General features: G+C 66.1%; 24 protein-coding genes. All 24 read left to right on the top strand.

What is annotated here, in order from left to right:
* Positions 1-16 precede the first annotated feature (16 nt).
* Complete coding sequence (locus tag METUNV1_RS08250) at positions 17-1,735, top strand: SGNH/GDSL hydrolase family protein (protein WP_193374306.1); 1,719 nt, start codon at positions 17-19, stop codon at positions 1,733-1,735.
* A gap of 99 nt (positions 1,736-1,834) precedes the next feature.
* Positions 1,835-2,590 carry a DUF6651 domain-containing protein gene (locus METUNV1_RS08245; RefSeq protein WP_008060705.1) on the top strand — a complete coding sequence of 252 codons (756 nt, stop codon included), beginning with the start codon at positions 1,835-1,837 and terminating at the stop codon, positions 2,588-2,590.
* An 86-nt stretch (positions 2,591-2,676) separates the two neighbouring features.
* Positions 2,677-3,828, top strand: coding sequence for a major capsid protein (locus METUNV1_RS08240; RefSeq protein WP_008060703.1), 1,152 nt, complete (start codon positions 2,677-2,679; stop codon positions 3,826-3,828).
* 63 nt (positions 3,829-3,891) lie between these two features.
* Positions 3,892-4,260 carry a hypothetical protein gene (locus METUNV1_RS08235; RefSeq protein WP_008060702.1) on the top strand — a complete coding sequence of 123 codons (369 nt, stop codon included), beginning with the start codon at positions 3,892-3,894 and terminating at the stop codon, positions 4,258-4,260.
* Between the two features lie 3 nt (positions 4,261-4,263).
* Positions 4,264-4,767: a DnaT-like ssDNA-binding protein gene (locus tag METUNV1_RS08230; RefSeq protein ID WP_008060700.1), complete on the top strand. Its 504-nt coding sequence runs from the start codon at positions 4,264-4,266 to the stop codon at positions 4,765-4,767.
* The gene (locus METUNV1_RS08225) at positions 4,764-5,141 is read left to right on the top strand and encodes a hypothetical protein (protein ID WP_008060698.1); all 378 of its coding nucleotides are present in this window, start codon (positions 4,764-4,766) and stop codon (positions 5,139-5,141) included. Before METUNV1_RS08230 ends, METUNV1_RS08225 begins: the two co-directional genes overlap by 4 nt.
* Positions 5,138-5,503 carry a hypothetical protein gene (locus tag METUNV1_RS08220; protein ID WP_008060696.1) on the top strand — a complete coding sequence of 122 codons (366 nt, stop codon included), beginning with the start codon at positions 5,138-5,140 and terminating at the stop codon, positions 5,501-5,503. The genes METUNV1_RS08225 and METUNV1_RS08220 overlap by 4 nt, the downstream gene beginning before the upstream one ends.
* A complete protein-coding gene (locus tag METUNV1_RS08215; protein WP_008060694.1) occupies positions 5,500-5,895 on the top strand; it encodes a hypothetical protein in 396 nt (131 codons plus the stop codon). The genes METUNV1_RS08220 and METUNV1_RS08215 overlap by 4 nt, the downstream gene beginning before the upstream one ends.
* Positions 5,892-6,305, top strand: coding sequence for a phage tail terminator-like protein (locus METUNV1_RS08210; protein WP_008060692.1), 414 nt, complete (start codon positions 5,892-5,894; stop codon positions 6,303-6,305). The genes METUNV1_RS08215 and METUNV1_RS08210 overlap by 4 nt, the downstream gene beginning before the upstream one ends.
* A 71-nt stretch (positions 6,306-6,376) precedes the next feature.
* Positions 6,377-7,129: a phage tail protein gene (locus tag METUNV1_RS08205; protein WP_008060690.1), complete on the top strand. Its 753-nt coding sequence runs from the start codon at positions 6,377-6,379 to the stop codon at positions 7,127-7,129.
* An 11-nt stretch (positions 7,130-7,140) separates the two neighbouring features.
* Complete coding sequence (locus tag METUNV1_RS08200) at positions 7,141-7,458, top strand: phage tail assembly chaperone (protein ID WP_008060688.1); 318 nt, start codon at positions 7,141-7,143, stop codon at positions 7,456-7,458.
* A gap of 17 nt (positions 7,459-7,475) precedes the next feature.
* On the top strand, positions 7,476-7,775 hold the full coding sequence (locus METUNV1_RS08195; protein WP_043359410.1) for a DUF1799 domain-containing protein: 300 nt from the start codon (positions 7,476-7,478) through the stop codon (positions 7,773-7,775).
* 39 nt (positions 7,776-7,814) lie between these two features.
* Positions 7,815-9,926 (top strand): tape measure protein, encoded by a 2,112-nt coding sequence (locus tag METUNV1_RS08190; RefSeq protein WP_008060684.1) that lies wholly within the window; start codon positions 7,815-7,817, stop codon positions 9,924-9,926.
* Positions 9,926-10,318 carry a hypothetical protein gene (locus tag METUNV1_RS08185; RefSeq protein WP_008060678.1) on the top strand — a complete coding sequence of 131 codons (393 nt, stop codon included), beginning with the start codon at positions 9,926-9,928 and terminating at the stop codon, positions 10,316-10,318. Before METUNV1_RS08190 ends, METUNV1_RS08185 begins: the two co-directional genes overlap by 1 nt.
* Positions 10,318-10,830 (top strand): DUF1833 family protein, encoded by a 513-nt coding sequence (locus METUNV1_RS08180; protein ID WP_008060677.1) that lies wholly within the window; start codon positions 10,318-10,320, stop codon positions 10,828-10,830. The genes METUNV1_RS08185 and METUNV1_RS08180 overlap by 1 nt, the downstream gene beginning before the upstream one ends.
* A complete protein-coding gene (locus tag METUNV1_RS08175) occupies positions 10,827-11,228 on the top strand; it encodes an NlpC/P60 family protein (RefSeq protein WP_008060676.1) in 402 nt (133 codons plus the stop codon). The genes METUNV1_RS08180 and METUNV1_RS08175 overlap by 4 nt, the downstream gene beginning before the upstream one ends.
* The gene (locus METUNV1_RS08170) at positions 11,225-13,864 is read left to right on the top strand and encodes a phage tail protein (RefSeq protein ID WP_008060675.1); all 2,640 of its coding nucleotides are present in this window, start codon (positions 11,225-11,227) and stop codon (positions 13,862-13,864) included. The genes METUNV1_RS08175 and METUNV1_RS08170 overlap by 4 nt, the downstream gene beginning before the upstream one ends.
* Positions 13,864-14,787, top strand: a complete 924-nt coding sequence (locus METUNV1_RS08165) for a hypothetical protein (protein WP_008060674.1) — start codon at positions 13,864-13,866, stop codon at positions 14,785-14,787. Before METUNV1_RS08170 ends, METUNV1_RS08165 begins: the two co-directional genes overlap by 1 nt.
* Complete coding sequence (locus tag METUNV1_RS08160; RefSeq protein ID WP_051165267.1) at positions 14,772-15,089, top strand: hypothetical protein; 318 nt, start codon at positions 14,772-14,774, stop codon at positions 15,087-15,089. Before METUNV1_RS08165 ends, METUNV1_RS08160 begins: the two co-directional genes overlap by 16 nt.
* Positions 15,086-15,451: a hypothetical protein gene (locus METUNV1_RS08155; protein ID WP_008060672.1), complete on the top strand. Its 366-nt coding sequence runs from the start codon at positions 15,086-15,088 to the stop codon at positions 15,449-15,451. Before METUNV1_RS08160 ends, METUNV1_RS08155 begins: the two co-directional genes overlap by 4 nt.
* Positions 15,451-15,699: a hypothetical protein gene (locus METUNV1_RS08150; RefSeq protein ID WP_008060671.1), complete on the top strand. Its 249-nt coding sequence runs from the start codon at positions 15,451-15,453 to the stop codon at positions 15,697-15,699. The genes METUNV1_RS08155 and METUNV1_RS08150 overlap by 1 nt, the downstream gene beginning before the upstream one ends.
* The gene (locus METUNV1_RS08145; RefSeq protein WP_008060670.1) at positions 15,696-16,343 is read left to right on the top strand and encodes a glycoside hydrolase family 19 protein; all 648 of its coding nucleotides are present in this window, start codon (positions 15,696-15,698) and stop codon (positions 16,341-16,343) included. Before METUNV1_RS08150 ends, METUNV1_RS08145 begins: the two co-directional genes overlap by 4 nt.
* Positions 16,340-16,864: a hypothetical protein gene (locus METUNV1_RS08140; protein ID WP_008060669.1), complete on the top strand. Its 525-nt coding sequence runs from the start codon at positions 16,340-16,342 to the stop codon at positions 16,862-16,864. Before METUNV1_RS08145 ends, METUNV1_RS08140 begins: the two co-directional genes overlap by 4 nt.
* Positions 16,839-16,985 (top strand): hypothetical protein, encoded by a 147-nt coding sequence (locus METUNV1_RS08135; RefSeq protein WP_008060668.1) that lies wholly within the window; start codon positions 16,839-16,841, stop codon positions 16,983-16,985. The genes METUNV1_RS08140 and METUNV1_RS08135 overlap by 26 nt, the downstream gene beginning before the upstream one ends.
* The last annotated feature ends 35 nt before the right edge of the window (positions 16,986-17,020 follow it).

Below are 17,020 nucleotides of genomic sequence, written 5' to 3'. Positions count from 1 at the left end.
TCTGAAGCAATTCAATATGAGCCCGCTGCGTGCGGGCTTTTTCACATCCAGCCTCGGCCTTTGCCGGGGCTTTTTCGTTTCTGGAGGCCCCATGCCGAACATCAACGCAGGGCAGCGGACCGGCATCAACATTCCGGCGGGACAGGTGCTCACGCTCATCGGCTCATCGAGCGTCACCGGCATGCTGCGCATCTTCTCGCCGGACCGCGCGAACCGTTCGCAGACCAACGTTATGCCGGGAACGTCGAGCTACGGCCCGTACCCGGCAGACGTCAATGGTGAGCTCCAATGCTGGTCGGGTGATGTCGGCTATGCGGTGGCAGCATCTGCTGTGCCGAGTGCCAGTAGCGGATTGCCGCCGGGGGGGGATGCGGACTACGCCGCTGCGGTGGTGGGGGCGGCTGGCGCGGTAGTCCCGTTGCGCAGGTCGATTTCCGGTCTGCCCACCGCAATGGCGTTTGGCAATTCGATCACCGCGCAGAATCGCATTGGTGCAAACACCGTCAATGGTTCTGTGTCGTTTGATGCGCACCTGTGGTGGGCGCAGGCGCTGTCCGGACATGCGTTCGAGTGGCTTCAGACCGGCGCCACGGTTCAGGTCGGCGCATCTGCTTCGTCGTTGCTGACCCAAGGCATCTATGGGTATAGCGGTGCCACGTCGGTCGATATCTACAGCACGGCGTTTGCGGCGACCTTGGCAGCGTATCGGCCCAACTACGCGCTGATACAGATGATGGAAAACGACGTCACGCAAATCGTGGCGGGCGCCATCACGCGCGCACAGGCTCAGACCGCTTATCTGAACACGATTGCCGGCTGCATCGCGCAGGGAACCCGTCCGATCTTCATCGGCTGCCTGCCGTCCAAGAGCTACAGCACTGCGGCACACTCGGCGGAATACTGGGCGCTCACGAATTACGTCGAAAGCCTGCAATCTCAGTATCCGAACCTGATCTACGTGCCCGTATCTGACCTCTACACAGACAGCGCACTCACGACCCCGCAGCCGCTGTCCTCTGGCATCTATGCGAACTACACCGATACGTCTGTGCATCCGAAGGTCGCAGCCCCGCTGATCGGCGCGCGGATTGCTGACGTTCTGGCGGCCTGCGGTATTCGCGGGTTCGGCCTGATTCCAGGCCCTGGCGATGCGCGGTTCATTGGCGGCAACGCATTTACGTGCGGGACTGGCGGCACCGCCAGCGCGCCCGTAACGGGTAGCGTGGTCAATAATCTGACCATCGCCAACAATATGACTTCTGCGACCATCGCGGCAGCGGTAGTAAACGCGAATGGCCGCCAAGCGCAACGGGTGACTATTTCCGCAGGCACATCGACTGGATTTCAAAACCTCTACAGTCAATTCACGTCCGCTATTAACGCAGGAGCTTCGTCATTTTCGGTTGGCGACGCTGTGCAGCTATTTGTCGAATTAGAGATTGACAGCACTGTGAACCTGACCGGGTTGCGCGATCTGACCCTGGAGCTTGCGCACACGGGCGGCGCTGTCACCCCATACCAGATGTTCAAAAAGGCAAATGCGGATACGTTCGATACGATAACAATACCGACTGGACGAAAAATGCTGCTTGCGACTCCGCTTTCCGCAGTTACTGCTGGTACGACAGCGTTGCGAGCGTTCTTCTATGCCTACGCGAGCCAAAATGCGGCGGCAGCATCCGGGCAGTTCTTGAATACGAAATTCAGCATCGTGAATTGGTCGAAGACGAACTGATCCCACAGCCCGCCCCGCGCGGGCTTTTTCATTTCAGCCGTCGCGGATGCGCGGCCACTGTCTCCGGGCGGAAGCCCATAACCCCAAGGATGGAAATCCATGAAACTGAAGCTCGATGATCAGGGCCACGTCGTGGTCCAGGACGGCAAGCCGGTGTATGTCCACGATGACGGGAAGGAAATCCCGTTCGACGCCCCGTCTGCCCTGTCGAAGATTGGCGACCTGAACCGGGAAGCCAAGGGCCACCGCGAGCGCGCCGACGCAGCCGAAGCCAAGCTGAAGCCGTTCGAAGGGATCGAAGACCCCGCGGCGGCGATCAAGGCGCTGGCCACCGTCAAGAACCTCGACGACAAGAAGCTGGTGGATGCCGGCGAGGTCGAGAAGGTGAAGACCGAGGCGATCAAGGCGATCGAGGAGAAGTACGCGCCGACCGTGAAGCGTGTCGAGGAGCTGGAAGGCCAGCTCTACGGCGAGAAGATCGGCGGCAGCTTCGCACGCTCGAAGTTCATCGCCGAGAAGCTCGCCATCCCGGCAGACATCGCCCAGGCCGCCTTCGGCAAGCACTTCAAGATCGAGGACGGCAAGGTCGTGGCGACCGACGCGAGCGGCAACAAGGTTTTCAGCCGCGCGCGACCGGGCGATCTGGCCGACTTCGACGAAGCTCTGGAACACCTGGTCGAGACCTACCCGCACAAGAACCACATCCTGAAGTCGTCCGGCGCCTCCGGCGGCGGCGCTTCGGGCGGTGGCGGCAGTTCGGGTGGCGGCAAGTCCGTCACGCGCGCTCAGTTCGAAGCGATGGATGCGCAGGCTCGCGTGGCTCACACCTCGGCTGGTGGCACGGTCACCGACTGACGCACGAAACAGAAGCCGGAGCGATCCGGTAACCCCATGCGAGCCCGCCATTGAGCGGGCTTTTGCTTTTCTGGAGATTCAACACCATGGCAAATACGCTCACCGGGCTCATCCCCACCCTGTACGAAGCCCTGAACCGCGTTTCGCGCGAGATGGTCGGCTTCATCCCCGCGGTCACCCGCGACAGCAACGCCGAGCGCGCCGCGCTGAACCAGACCGTCCGTTCTCCGATCGGCGAAGCAGGCGCGCTGGAAGACGTAACCGCCGGCACGAATCCCGCGAACAGCGGCGACACGACGGTCAGCTACGTGGATGTGACCATCACGAAGTCGAAGGTCGCGCCGATCCGTTGGAACGGCGAAGAGCAGAAGGGTGTCGGCTCGACCGGCGTCTTCAACCGCGTGCTCGCCGACCAATTCACCGACGGCATGCGCAAGCTCATCAATGCGATCGAGGTCGATCTGGCGCTCGAAGCGAAGCTCACTGCGTCCCGCGCTTACGGCTCGGCCGGCACTGCGCCGTTCGGCACGGCCGGCGATCTGAGCGATGTGGCCGGCGTCCTGCGCATCCTGGAGGACAACGGCGCCCCGAAGGAAGACCTGCAGCTCGTGCTGGGCTCGGCAGCGATCGCCAACCTGCGCGGCAAGCAGTCGGTGCTTTTCAAGGTGAACGAGGCGGGCTCCAGCGACATGCTGCGCAACGGCATGACCGATCGCCTGCAGGGCTTCGCGCTGCGCAACTCCGGCGGCATCGTGGCCCACACGAAGGGCACCGGTGCGAGCTACCAGACCAACCTGGTCGCTGGCTACGCGATCGGCGACAAGGGCATCGCCCTGGATACCGGTACCGGCACCGTGCTGGCCGGCGACATCGTCACGTTCGCTGCCGACGGCAACAACAAGTACGTGGTCGGCAGCGCGCTGTCCGGTGGTTCGCTGGTGCTCAATGCGCCTGGCCTGCGCGCAGCCGTCCCGGACAACAACGCTCTGACGGTTGGCAACAACTACACGCCGAACGCGGCCTTCGCGCGCTCCGCGATCGTGCTGGCGACCCGCGCGCCGGCGGTTCCGGAGGGTGGTGACTCGGCCGACGACGCGATGATGATCACCGACCCGATCACCGGTCTGACCTTCGAGGTCCGCGTCTATCGCCAGTACCGCCAGGTGAAGTACGAGATCGGCATGGCGTGGGGTGTGCGCGGCGTCAAGTCGGAACACATCGCGCTGCTGATCGGCTGATCACCGCAACCCTGATCACCGGCCGGAGTACCAGCTTCGGCCGGTGTAGTGGAGGAATACACCATGGCAGGACTGACGAAAGAGCAGCGCGCGGCCCGCGCTGCTGCGGAGAAGGCAGCGCAGGATGCAGCCGCGCTCAAGGCTTCCGAAAGCGCACAGGCGGAGTCCGCGGCGCAGCAATCCGGAGCGGGCGAGCAGATCAGCGGCCAAACCGTCGCTGGAGAGGCGCTTCCGCCCGTGCTGACGGACGTGATGGAAGAAGCGATCGACACCACGCGCATCGAGGACGTGACCGAAGAACAGGAAATGCCCGCCTTCGAAACCGTCCGCATGGCCCGCGAAGAGCCGATGCATCCGGGTGGCCCGACGCATGCCGACGTGCATCCGGACGAGGTCGAGAACTGGTCGGCCGCAGGCTGGCGCGTCGAGTAAGACATGGCGCTGATCGTCGAGGACGGTACCGGTCGCCCGGACGCCGAGAGCTACGCCAGCGTGGCCCTGGCAGACGCCTATCACGCAGCGATGGGCGCCGTGTCCTGGGCCGCTGCAACGGAAGGTGAGCGCGAGATCGCTCTGCGCAAGGCGACCGCCTATGTCGAGGCGGCGTACGCGTGGCGCGGGGAGCGCGTGTCTTCCACGCAAGCGCTGGCATGGCCACGCGGTGGAGCATGTCGCGATGGCATCGAACTTCCCTCCGACGAGATACCGGCCCAGCTGCGGCGCGCAGTGTTCGAACTGGCCCTGAAGTCGCTCACCTCAGACCTGATGCCGGATGTAGCCCCGGAGGTCGTCACAGCGGAATCAGTGGGGCCGATCAGCACGAGCTACGGCACGGCGAGGAACGGTGGTCTGACGAGGTTCAGCCTGGTCGATGCCATGCTGCGCGACCTCGTTCTGGCGGGTGGTGCAGGCGGGTCGGTGCGGGTGTCGCGAGCGTGAGCAAGCCACCAAAGGTTACGACGCGGCGCGCCGATCCGTTGCAGGACTTCTACATCGACAGGGATGGCCATGAGTATTCGGTCGCTCGACTGATCGATGACGCCCGTGACCTTCCGGTGTTCGATGTTCCCGTAGCCGCGATCGACCTTTCCGGAGAGATCTGGTCGGGATCCAACATGCTTGAGCTGTCCTTCCACATCAAGAAGGTCATCGATGCCGACCTGAACCACCCGATCCTGCTGGATTGGCATGGCGCCATCGCTGACGGACGCCACCGGGTTCTGAAGGCGATCGTCACCGGGCAGCGCACGATCAAGGCGCGGAGAATCCAGTGGAAGGTGACCCCGTGCAGGAAGGCGGGTGATGGCGCATGAGTTCTTTCGATTACACCAAGACGGCGGCAACGGCTACCCGTCTGCTGCTGAAGTTCGGCCGTGCCGCAACGCTCACCCGGGTCGCTCCCGGCGCCTACGATCCAGCCACCGGTGCGCCTGGAGCAGGATCCACTGCGTTGCACGCCGGCACGGCCGCGCTGTTCGACTACCAGCAGAAGGACATCGACGGCACGCACGTTCGCATGGGCGATCAGCGCGCATACATCGCTCCGGATCTGGCGGCGACGCCGCAGACTGGCGACACCCTGACCATCGGAAGCGACGTGTGGTCGGTCATCGCATCGCGCCCGCTGGCTCCGGCCGGAACCGTGGTGCTGCACGAAGCACAGGTGCGCAGATGAGCGATTTCATGCGATCCATCGACCGTTTCATAGCCAAGGCGAACGGCAACGTCGACAAGGCCGTTCGGCAGACGGTTGTCCTGTGCGCGCAGGGTGTCGTTCTGCGAACTCCCGTTGATACCGGGCGGGCGCGCGGAAACTGGGTGCTTGGAGTTGGCACGATCAATTCCGGCACGAGTGCCGCGAACGACCCCAGTGGCGCCGGTGCCATTGGCCGTATTGCCGCCGAGGTTGCCGCATCGCGCGGGCGCGTGTTCTACGTGACCAATTCTCTGCCCTATATCCAGAGGCTGGAGGATGGCTACTCGAAACAGGCGCCGGCCGGCATGGTGAAGGCGACGCTCGCCGCCTTGCCCGCCGCCATTGATCGCTATGCACGGAGCCTGGCGTGAGCCGCGCGCGCATCCGCAAGCTGTTCGAATCCCGGCTCAAGAACTGGGCTGATTCCGAAACGCCGGCCGTGCCGATCGCATGGGAGAACACGAACTTCGATCCGCCGAAGGGACAGCCGTGGATGCGCTGCACGCTCATTCCAGCGGACACGGAAAGCGAGTACGTCGAGGGGGCTGACCGCCGCTACGTCGGGGTGTTGGCCTTGAATCTGTTCGTGCCTCGCGGCCAAGGCGCCGGCCCAGCTGAAGCCATCGTGGCCGAACTGGAGGCCTTGTTCCCGGCGAATCTCACGCTGACCGATTCCGGATTCACGGTCAGGACGACCACACCGCTTTCCGCTGGCCGCGCCGATCCAGAACCCGACGTTTTCGGCGTGCCGATGAGCTTGCGCTACTACGCGCAGACCTGAAGAAACCCGCCCGCAGCACCTACCCACCAGACCGCCGAAAGGCGGTTTTTTTGTTTCCGGAGACCACCACCATGAAGAAGCTGATGTCCTTTGTCGGCGCGCTGCTGCTCGCCTTCTTCGAACCCGCGTTCATCGCACTGACCAACTGGATGCACCGGCAGGGGCTTCTCCTGGCCGCGTCGTCGTTCCCCAACGGCACCGTCTTCTCTCTCGGCACGACCTACGCGGCCGCGAAGACCATCAGCGCGATCTCGAACGCAAGCCAGGGAGTTTGTTCCAGCACGACTCATGGATTCGGCGACGGAGACGTCCTGGTCATTTCGTCCGGCTGGCCACGGCTCGAAGGCCGCGTGGCTCGCGCTGACACGATCCTTACCGACTCGTTCGCACTCGAGGGCATCGATACGACCAGCACGATTCTCTACCCGGCCGGGGCCGGCGGCGGCAGTGCGGTCAAGGTGACCGACTTCGTGCCGATCTCTCAGGTGACGGACCTCTCGACGTCCGGCGGTGAACAGCAGTTCGCGCAGTGGGTGTATGTCGAGGATGGACAGCAGCGCCAGCGGCCGACCTTCAAGAATGCGCGGCAGCTGCAGATGGTCCTCGACTACGACCCGAATCTGGCATGGCATGCCGCGCTGCTGAAGGCCGACCTGCTGAACACGCCGCACGTTCTGCTGGCCACGCTCCCCAACGGATCGAAGATCTACTACAACATGTACGTGTCGTTCGACGGCGAACCGACCTTCACGGCGAACGTGAATCAGCAGGTCACGGCCAACTTCTCGTTCGCGAACCCGCGCAGCACGCGCTACGCGTCGTAATCGGGGGCGATATGGCATTCAAGCTCAAGCCGAACCCGACGTTCCAGGCCAAGGTCAAGATTGCTGTTCCTGGCCAGGACAAGCCCGAGGTGATCACCTTCACCTTTCGGCACAAGACCAAGGTCGAACTGGAGGCGCTGTTCAGCGAAGCGTCCAAGCAGACGTCCGACGTGGATCTGGTGGCCGAAATCGCCACGAACTGGGACGTCGCAGACGCGCCGTTCAACCGCGAGGCGCTGGAAGAGTTGTTCCAGAACTACCACGGCGCGGCGCTGGCCATCGTCGACGCCTATCACCAGCAGTTGCAAGCGGCCCGCCTGGGAAACTGAGGGCGACGGCACGGGAGATGTTCAGCCCGGCGCCGTCGTCGGCTGCATTGGGCGAGCTCGGCCTCACGGAGGACGATTTCGCCGGTCAGGAATTCGATGTGTGGCCCGAGAACTGGGTGCCACTTCAGGTGCTGTCCGCCATGCAGACGCAATGGCGGTGCGGACCGGCCGGTGCGATCGGCCTCGACTACAACGTGCTGCCCGAGATCTGGCGCCGATGCAAGGTGCCTCCCGCCGAGCGGGACCGCGTGTTCAGCGACCTTCAAGTGATGGAAGACGCTGCGCTTGCGGAACTCCGAAAACCCGCTTCCAAGTGACGCCGGCCCTCAGCCGGCGTTTTTCATTCTGAGGTGCGCATGACCGATATCGCGTCACTTGGCATCAAGGTCGATGCGTCGTCCGCCGACTCGGCCGGCAGCGCACTGGACCGCCTGCGTACTCGCGCGCGTGGTGCCGAGCTCGCAGTTGGTGCGATGCGCGCGGCCTTCGCGGGGGTTGCTGCGGCCGGAGCGGCGTTTACCGCTGTCGTCGGAAAGGTGACAACCGTTCAGCGGGAGTTCGATGTTCTGAACTCTTCGCTGGTTACGGTGACCGGCAGCGCACAGGCAGCAGAACGGAACTTCGCGTGGATTCGAGAGTTCGCTGCTACCACGCCGTACTCACTGAACGAGGTAACGGGCGCGTTCGTGAAGCTCAAGGCGCTCGGCCTCGACGCGTCGCGCGATGCGCTCGAAAGCTACGGCAACACGGCGAGCGCGATGGGGAAGAGCCTTGATCAGTTCATCGAGGCAGTCGCCGACGCCAGCACCGGAGAATTCGAACGGCTGAAGGAATTCGGCATCAAGGCGCGTCAGGATGGCGCGACCGTGGCCTTCACCTTCCGCGGCATCACGACCACGGTCCGAAACAGCGCTGATGAGATCGAATCCTATCTGCGCCGCATCGGCAACGTGGATTTCGCCGGAGCCATGGACCTTCGCGCACAGACCCTGGACGGCGCGCTGTCGAACCTCGGTGACACGTGGGACGAGCTGTTCCGCACCATCAGCAATCAGGGCGTGGGGCAGCTCATTCTCGACGGCGTGCGCGCCGCGGAGCAAGGCGTTCGGGGCCTGATCGACGCCCTGAACGACATGAGTATCGCGGCCAAGTCTGGACAGGACTTCTTGACATTCCTTGGCCGCGGCACCGGCTTGAAGACCCTGGACGACGACCTTGCCGAGAACGTCCAGAAGATCACGGAAATCAATGAGAAACTCATCAAGCTGCAGCAGGGCGGCGGCATCAATGAGACATTCAACCAGCGAAGGATCGACGCGCTCAAGAGGGAGCGCGCTGAGCTGGAGGCCGAAGGCAAGATTCTGGAGCGCGAAGCGGAACGTCGTCGCAAGCTGCGCGCACCGGCAAAGGCTGAAGAGTCGGATTCTGGCGGCCCGCGTTCATCCGGCGCCGGCTCTCAATCGAAGAGCGAGCTTGCGGCACTTCGCAAGCGCCTGGAGGACGAGCAGAAGCTTCGAATTCTTGCCGCCGACCAGATCCTTGGCACCGACGACGCGCAACTTCGCTTCAACGCCGATGTGGCGCGCGCCTACGAGGATTTCGACCGTCGCCGCGCCGCCGCGAATGATGAGGCGATCCGTCAGGCCAATGCACAGGAAGACGCCGTCGCGTCGCTCGCTGAGCGGTACCGCGACCTGGCGGATCCGACGCGCCAGTACCGGCAGGAGATCGAACTGGTCACGGCGCTCGAGGCGCAAGGCCGGCTGACCGCAGAAGAGGCATTCAACGCGCGCGGGCGACTGCTCGAGCAAGAGGCGTCGGCCGCTGATGGCGCGACCAAGCGGCTGAAGGAGCAGAAGTCCGCCGTCGAGGAGCTTGGAGTGACCTTCTCCAGCGCGCTCGAGGATGCCATCGTGAATTTCAAGAGCCTGGGCGAAGTCGCCACTGGCGTGCTCAAGGACATCGCGCGCTACATGGTCCGAAAGCAGATCACCGGTCCGCTTATCGAAGCTCTGGGCGCGTTGTTCCCGGGTTCCAACACCAAGAAATCGGCCGATGGCAACGCCTTCACCTCCGGCGGTTACGTCAGCGCGTTCGCTTCGGGCGGAGCTTTTGGGAACGGGGAAGTCCTGACCCGGCCGACGTTCTTCAGGTTCGCGAGCGGCGGTGCGTTCCGAAGCGGGGTGGCAGGTGAGGCGGGCCCGGAAGGTGCGCTTCCTCTGAAGCGCATGGCCAACGGAAAGCTCGGTGTCTATGCCGAGGCCGGCAGCGGCCCGACTGTGCTTAACGTCCGCGTCATCAACAACGCTGGAGCGCAGGTGCAGGTCGCGCAGAACAATGAGGGAGGTCTGGACGTCCTCATCGACCAGATCGATCAGCGCATTGCATCGGGGATCGTGTCGGGCCGTGGTCGGACGGCGCAGGCGATGCAGGGAACGTTCGGTCTGAATCGCGCGAGGGCCTTCTGATGACCTACCCGTCGTTTCTACCGCGTCCGGTGCTCGACGGCTATGCCATTGATCCGGTCGATCCCGTCGTGCGCACTGACATGGAGGCGGGACCCATCCGCCGCCGGCGCCGATCTACCAATCCGCCGACGCGCCTGAATGTGAGCTGGGTGTTCAGCAGCCTGCAGATGTCGGTGTTCGAGGCGTGGCACAAGCACTCGCTTCAGGATGGCGCGGCGGCGTTCGCCTGCCCACTCGTCAATGGCTCAGGCCTGCAGACATGGGAGAACGTGAGCTTCGCGACCATGTGGAAGGCGGTTCCAGAGGGGCCTGATGTGTGGCGGGTGACCGCCACGCTTGAGGCTGCCGAGCGGCCGGTGATGTCGGCCGATGCCCTGGCGGGGTATCTCTGATGCCTGACATCACCGCCAGCCAGCCCCTGCGCGAGCACGCCGCATCGGCCAATGTCGATGACATGGTGCTGCACACCCTGCAGGTCGACCACCCGGCCTTCACCGCGCCGCTGTATCTGGTCAATGACTACAGCAGCCTCACCGCGATGCTCGAAGACGGCGCGACCGAAGTGACGTTCGTCGCCTTCGGCTTCGACTTCCGCCTGCCCGATGTCGAGCAGGCCCAGTCGCCGGAGCTGGAGATCGCCATCGACAACGTGTCGCGCGAAATCCTGGCCTACATCGACCTCGCGGCGCAGTCGCAGGATCTGGCCACCATCACCTACCGCATGTACCTGGCCAGCGACCTCAGCGGCCCGTGCAACGACCCGCCGCTGCAGCTCACCGTGATGGCCGTCAATGCCGACGTGTTCCGCGTGCGGCTGCAGGCCGGATTCTCGAACTTCGCCAACGTGCGCTTCCCGCGCGAGGACTACACCGCGGCGCGCTTCCCCGGGCTGGTGGCCACATGATCGAGCATTACATCGGAAAGCCCTGGCAGAGCGGCGCGCAGGGGCCTGACGCCTACGACTGCTATGGGCTGGTGCGCGCCGTGCTGCGCGACTGCTGCGGCATCGAGGCGCCGCTGGTGGCGTTCGATGCCAGCCGCTCGGCTGACTGCCTGCGCACCGTCGAAGAGCAGCGCCGCCGCCATGTGTGGCGCGAGATCGCCGCCCCGCAGCCGTGGTGCGTCGCGCTCATGGGCCACGGCAAGAAGCCGCACCACGTGGGCATCGTGCTGCCGGATGGCCGCGTGCTGCACAGCGCAGAGGGCCATGGCGTGGTGGTGCACAGCCTCGCCCAGCTCGCCCTGGGTGGCTGGCGCATCCTGTCGCTGCTGGCCTGGGCCGGTGACGAGGTGGCGGCGTGAGCGCGCGCGATCTGCCCGTCGAGGCCATCAGCGTGCCGGGCACCGTGGTGGTGTGCTGCAACCCCTGCCAGCCCTGGCGCGACCGCACCGTGCGGCCCCTGCCGCGTAAGCGGGTGCGGGTCTGCACGCTGGCGCCACGCACTCGGCAACCGGTGGTGTGCCTGCTCAACGGCCGTCCGCTGCCACCGCACGCCTGGCGCCGGCGCGTGGCCCGCAATGACCACGTGGCGTTCATCGTGCTGCCGCATGGGGGCAAGAGCAATCCGCTGCAGCTGATCGCCACCATTGCGATCGCCATCTACGCGCCGCAACTCGGCGCGGCTCTGGCCTCGGAAATGAGCATCACAAGCGCGGTAGGTGTGGCTCTGGTAAAGGCGGGCGTGTCTCTCGGTCTGAGCATGATTGCGAACGCACTGTTCGGCGGCGCCGGCAGCCTGCGTACCCGCGACACGCCGGCGCCGTCGCCCACCTACAGCGTGCAGGCTCAGGGCAACCAGGCGCGCATCGGCCAGCCGATACCGGTGATCTACGGCCGGCATCTCGTCTATCCCGATTTCGCCGCCCAGCCCTACATCGAGTACAGCGGCGGCGAGCAGTACCTCTACCAGCTCTTCACCATCGGGCAGGGCTACTACGACATCGAGCAGGTGCGCATCGCCGACACGCCGGTGTCGTCGTTCGCCGAGATCGAGACCGAGGTCGTGGCGCCCGGCGGCACGCTCACGCTGTTCCCAGCTGATGTGGTCACCGCCGACGAGGTGAGCGGGCAAGAGGCCACCACCGGTGTGGCGCTCGGCCCGTTCGTGGCCAACAGCGCCGGCAGCTCGGCCAACTACATCGGCGTCGATCTGGTCATGCCGCGCGGCCTGTACTTCGCCAATGCCGACGGCGAGCTGGAGACGATGACCATCGTCTGGCGCGTCGAGGCGCAGAAGATCGACGACCTCGGTGCGCCGGTCGGCGGGTGGATCGACCTTTCCGGCTCGGTCAGCTATGCCGCTGCCACCACCACGCCGGTGCGCCTCAGCTACAAGTACTCGGTCGCGGCCGGCCGCTACCAGGTGCGCGTCACCCGGCTCAACGCGAAAAGCGATGACCTGCGCGTGGGGCATGAGCTGGTCTGGGGCGGGCTGCGCGCCTACTTGCGCAGCGTGCGCAACTACGGCGGCGTGACGCTGCTGGCCGTCAAGGCCCGGGCATCGAACAACCTCAGCGGCAATGCCGCGCGGCGCATCAACGCCATCGTGCAGCGCAAGCTGCCGGTATGGGACGGCACCACCTGGAGCGCACCGGTGGCCACCCGCAGCATCGCGTGGGCCCTGGCCGACATTGCCCGCGCGCAGTACGGTGCGCGGCTCACTGACAGCCGCATCGACCTCGCCGGCCTGCGAGCGCTCGACGCCGTGTGGTCGGCCCGCGGCGACACCTGCGACATCGTGGTCGACGACGCCCAGACCGTGTGGGACGCGCTGGCCACCGTCGCCCGCTGCGGCCGTGCCATGCCATTCGTTCAGGGCGGCGTGCTGCGGGTGGTGCGCGACCAGGCGCAGACGCTGCCGACGGCCATGTTCACCATGCGCAACATCGTGCGCGGCTCGCTCTCGCTCGACTACGCGATGGCCAGCGACGAGACGCCGGACGCGGTCGACGTGGCGTATTTCGACGCCACCACCTGGACCGAACGCATCGTGCGCTGTGCGCTGCCCGGCAGCACGCAGAGCACCGTGCGCACCGTGCAGCTGCCCGGCGTTACCAACCGCTCGCAGGCGTGGCGCGAGGGCATGTTCATGGCGGCGTGCAACCGCTACCGCCGCCGCACCGTCACGTTCCAGACCGAAATGGAAGGCCTCGTGCTCTCGCTCGGCGACCTGATCGCCGTGCAGCACGACATGCCGCAGTGGGGTGCATTTAGCGAGGTGGTGGCGTGGGACGCCGCCACCCTCACCGCCACGCTGGCGCAGGACATGGACTGGTCAGGCGGCCCGCACTACATCGCGCTGCGGGCGCGCGACGGCGCGGTGCTCGGCCCGTATGCGGTCACCCGCGGTGGTGCCGACAACATCGCCGTGCTCGACGACACGCCGGCCGAAACGCCCTACACCGGCACGCAGGCCGAGCGCACGCACGTGGCGTTCGGGCCGGGTGAGGCGCTGTACGTGCGCGCCATCGTGCTGAGCGTGCGGCCGCAGTCCACCACCCGCGCCGAGGTGGTCGCCATCGTCGAGAGCGACGCGGTGCATACCGCCGAGACAGGCGTCGTGCCAGGGGCCGACGCCTGGCAACTGCCGATTACGCCCACCCGCCCGCGCGTGGCCGGCCTCATCGCCCGCAGCGACGCGCTCGACGTGGAAAACGCCGTGCTCAGCTGGGCACCGGCCCCGGGCGCCGACCGCTATCTCATCGACGTGAGCGCCGACGGCGAGGCCTGGACCCGCGCCGGCGAGACCTCAGCCACCACCTACACCTGCCGGGCGCTGTACGGCCCGGCCACCCGATTCCGCGTTGCCGCCCTGGGCGCAGCGCTCGGGCCGTGGGCCGAAGTGCTCTATGGCTCAAGCGCTGCGTACATGTGGGACGCCGACCCCGACACGCCCATGTGGAGCGTGGATGACTCTCTGCCCATGTGGAGCTACTGATGACTGCGCTACCTCCGATTGCCGACTTCACCGGAACGGCTGTTACGCAAGGACAGTTCAAGACCGCGCTGACGCTGCTGCGCGCCTTCCTCGAAGGCAATCTCGGCTCCGCCGGAACCCAGTCGGCTGCGCTGGCCGCCCTTGGTGCGCTGGGTGGTGGCTACAGCCTCAAGACCAGTGCCTACAGCATCCTCACCTCTGACCGGGGCAAGGTGATCGCCGGAGACAGCACGTTCGAACTTACGCTGCCTGGCGCTGGCGGTGCTGGCGCAGGATGGATGGTCTGCGTGGCAAACGTTGGAATGGGGGTGATCACTGTCGCCGGTGCCCATGACATCAACGGCGAAGCATCGCTCAGCTTGGGCGGCTACGACAGCGTGCTGATCATCAGCACTGGCGGCGAGTGGCTGGCGGTTGGCGGCGGTCGCGTGCGGTACGCCCAGAACCAACTGACTGGCAGTGGCACGGTCACCGTTCCGCAGTGGGCGAATGCAGCGCTTGTGACCGCGCAGGCGGGCGGCGGCGGCGGCGGCGGTGGCCAGAACCCTGTGAGCGGATCGCTGCACGGATCGTTTGGAGGTGCAGGCGGGGCGTGCCGGCGGCATCTGATTTCCGGGCTCACGGGCGGGGACGCGATTGCATATGCGGTCGGCTCCGGTGGCGCCGGCGGCGCCAACGAAAGTATCGGAGCCGCCACCGCAGGTTCGACTGGCGGAGCCACTACGCTCGGTGCCGCCGGATCGCTACTGTCTCTGGGCGGCGGCGGCGGCGGGTCAACCTATTCGGCTGGAGGTGCCGCCCGGGCTGCGTCTGGGGCAGGTATTGCATCTCCGGAGTGGAATGGCGGTGTTGGCGGAGGTGGCGGCAAGTCTCCTACCGCTGGCTACGCAGGTCATATGATGATCGAGTGGATCCGCATCTGATGCTGAGCCGCGCCGACAAGCTGCACGCCGAGCGCTGCGAGCGCTCGGTGCAGCGCCACATGGACACCGTCGCTCAGTCGTGGAGCTACGACGACATGCGCGCCGCCTGCACCTATGCCGATGAGCCGGCCGTGCCCCAGTTCCAGGCCGAGGGCGCCGCACTGCGCGCCTGGCGCTCGCTGTGCTGGGCCGCCTGCTACCAGATGCTCAACCAAACCATCGCCGCCGGCACCCCGCGCCCCAGCGTGGAAGAGGTAATTGCCGCGCTGCCGCCTGTTCCATCACGTCCGGAGGTCTCATGACTGAACCCACCTCGACCGCGGCAGGGGCCGCCGCCGGCGCCCTCACGGTGCTGCCTGTCGCCATGCTGGGCGCACAGACGGACGCGCTCGGGCTTGGCCTCTTCGGCGCGCTGCTGGTCTGCATGTGGCTGCGCTCCGTGCGCACCCGCTCGCGTGCATTCAGCGCCGTGCTGCTGTCCGGCCTGCTGGCGGGCTACGGCTCTCCGATCGCCGCGTCCGTCGCCTCCGGATACCTGAGCGGGATGCATGTGGACGCCCTCCGGCTGCCGATGGCGCTGCTGATCGGCGTGCTGTCGCCGACCCTTGTTCCCATCCTGCTGCGCGTCGCAGCGGCGCGCGTCGATCAAGGCGGGGTGCTGTGATGGATGCGCTGCACGTATGCGGCATTGCGGCGGCCGTGGTGGTTCTGGTGCGCGTGGTCTGCTTGGCCAGTCACCTGTCACCGGACGGCTGGAAGGGAATGCTGCCGCGCTTCTTCGCCTTCTCCGTGTCGCTGGCCGCTTTCGGCGCCTCGGCATTCGCGGTGGCCGCTGACCTGCCGTTCTCTGGCCAGGCGCTGCTGATGAGCGTTGCGGGGCTGATCGTTTCGGACCGGAGGATGACCCGATGATCCTCTCGCCGATCCAGATCATGCGCATCGTGCCGCGCTGCCCGGACGAGATCGCGTGGACCGCCGGCCTGAACGAGGCGCTGCGCGAGTTCGGCATCGAGAGCCGTTTGCAGGTCGCGCACCTGCTCGCCCAGCTCGCGCACGAGAGCGCCGAATTCACGCGGCTTGTCGAGTCGCTGACCTACACCAGCGCGGAGCGCATCTTGTCCGTCTGGCCGTCCCGGTTCTGGCTGCCCAGCCCGCAGCAGCCGACGTGCCCGGCGGGCAAACGTGACGCCCGAGGATTCGTGCGCGCGCCGGTGCTGCTGGCGAGCTACGTCTATGCCGGCCGAAACGGTAATGGCGCAGAGAACACGTCGGACGGCTTCCGCTTCCGTGGCCGCGGCCCGATCCAGATCACCGGCCGCAGCAACTACGCGCGTTGCGGCCAGGCGCTCGGACTGCCGCTGATCGAGCAGCCGGATCTGCTGACCGATCCCGACGTCGGCGCGCGCGCTGCCGCCTGGTTCTGGACCGACCGGAAGATCGGACCGCTCGCGGACGCGAACGACATCGAGGCCGTCACCCGCAAGATCAACGGCGGCACGCACGGCCTCGATGACCGCCGCCGGTATCTACAGACCGCGATGCGGGTGCTGTCGTGATCGCCGGCACGTTCGTGCGTGCGTTGCCCGGCTGGGTGCTCTGGCTGGCGCTGACCGCCCTGGTCGCGGCGTCGGCCGGCTGGGGATACACGCGCGGGCTGTCAGCCGAGCGCGAGGCCCGCGACGATCTGGCCGCTGAATTCGCGCAGTTCCGCGCCGAGGTGGCCACCCAGGGGCGGCAGGCGCAAGCCAGAACCGCGGCCGAGATCACGAGACAGGAGACCATCAATGCCCAGACACATACCGCCTATGGCGTCGCGCTCGATCGCCTGCGCGCTCTGCACGCTGCTGACCGCCTGCGCCTCGCCGCCGATACAGCACGTGCCGGTGGCAGTGCAGTGCCCGCCGATACCGCGGCCGCCGGCCGAACTGATGCAGCCGCTGCCGACGCTGGACCTGATCCCGGTGGAGATGCGGCCGCCGAAGCTCCGGGCACGCTGACGGAGCGCTGTCAGGCCGCGACACTGCAATGCGTATGGCTCCAGCACTGGATCGATGAGCAATCCGCCGTCGTGCCCTGAGTGCGCGCGGCTGCGCGACAAGATCGCCGCGCTGCGGGAGGATCGCAGCGAGTGGCGGGCGATCGCCGTCATGCTCATGGGGCTATGCCGCACGCTGCGGGACATCGCGATCCGGCGGTGATGGCGGGGCGGAGGCTGGAAATATTAGACAACCGT

Source organism: Methyloversatilis universalis FAM5 (assembly GCF_000214035.2).
In the GTDB taxonomy this organism is placed as follows: Bacteria; Pseudomonadota; Gammaproteobacteria; order Burkholderiales; family Rhodocyclaceae; genus Methyloversatilis; species Methyloversatilis universalis.
The sequence above is the reverse complement of the archived record's forward strand: the minus strand, read 5'-3'. Positions and strand labels throughout refer to the sequence as shown.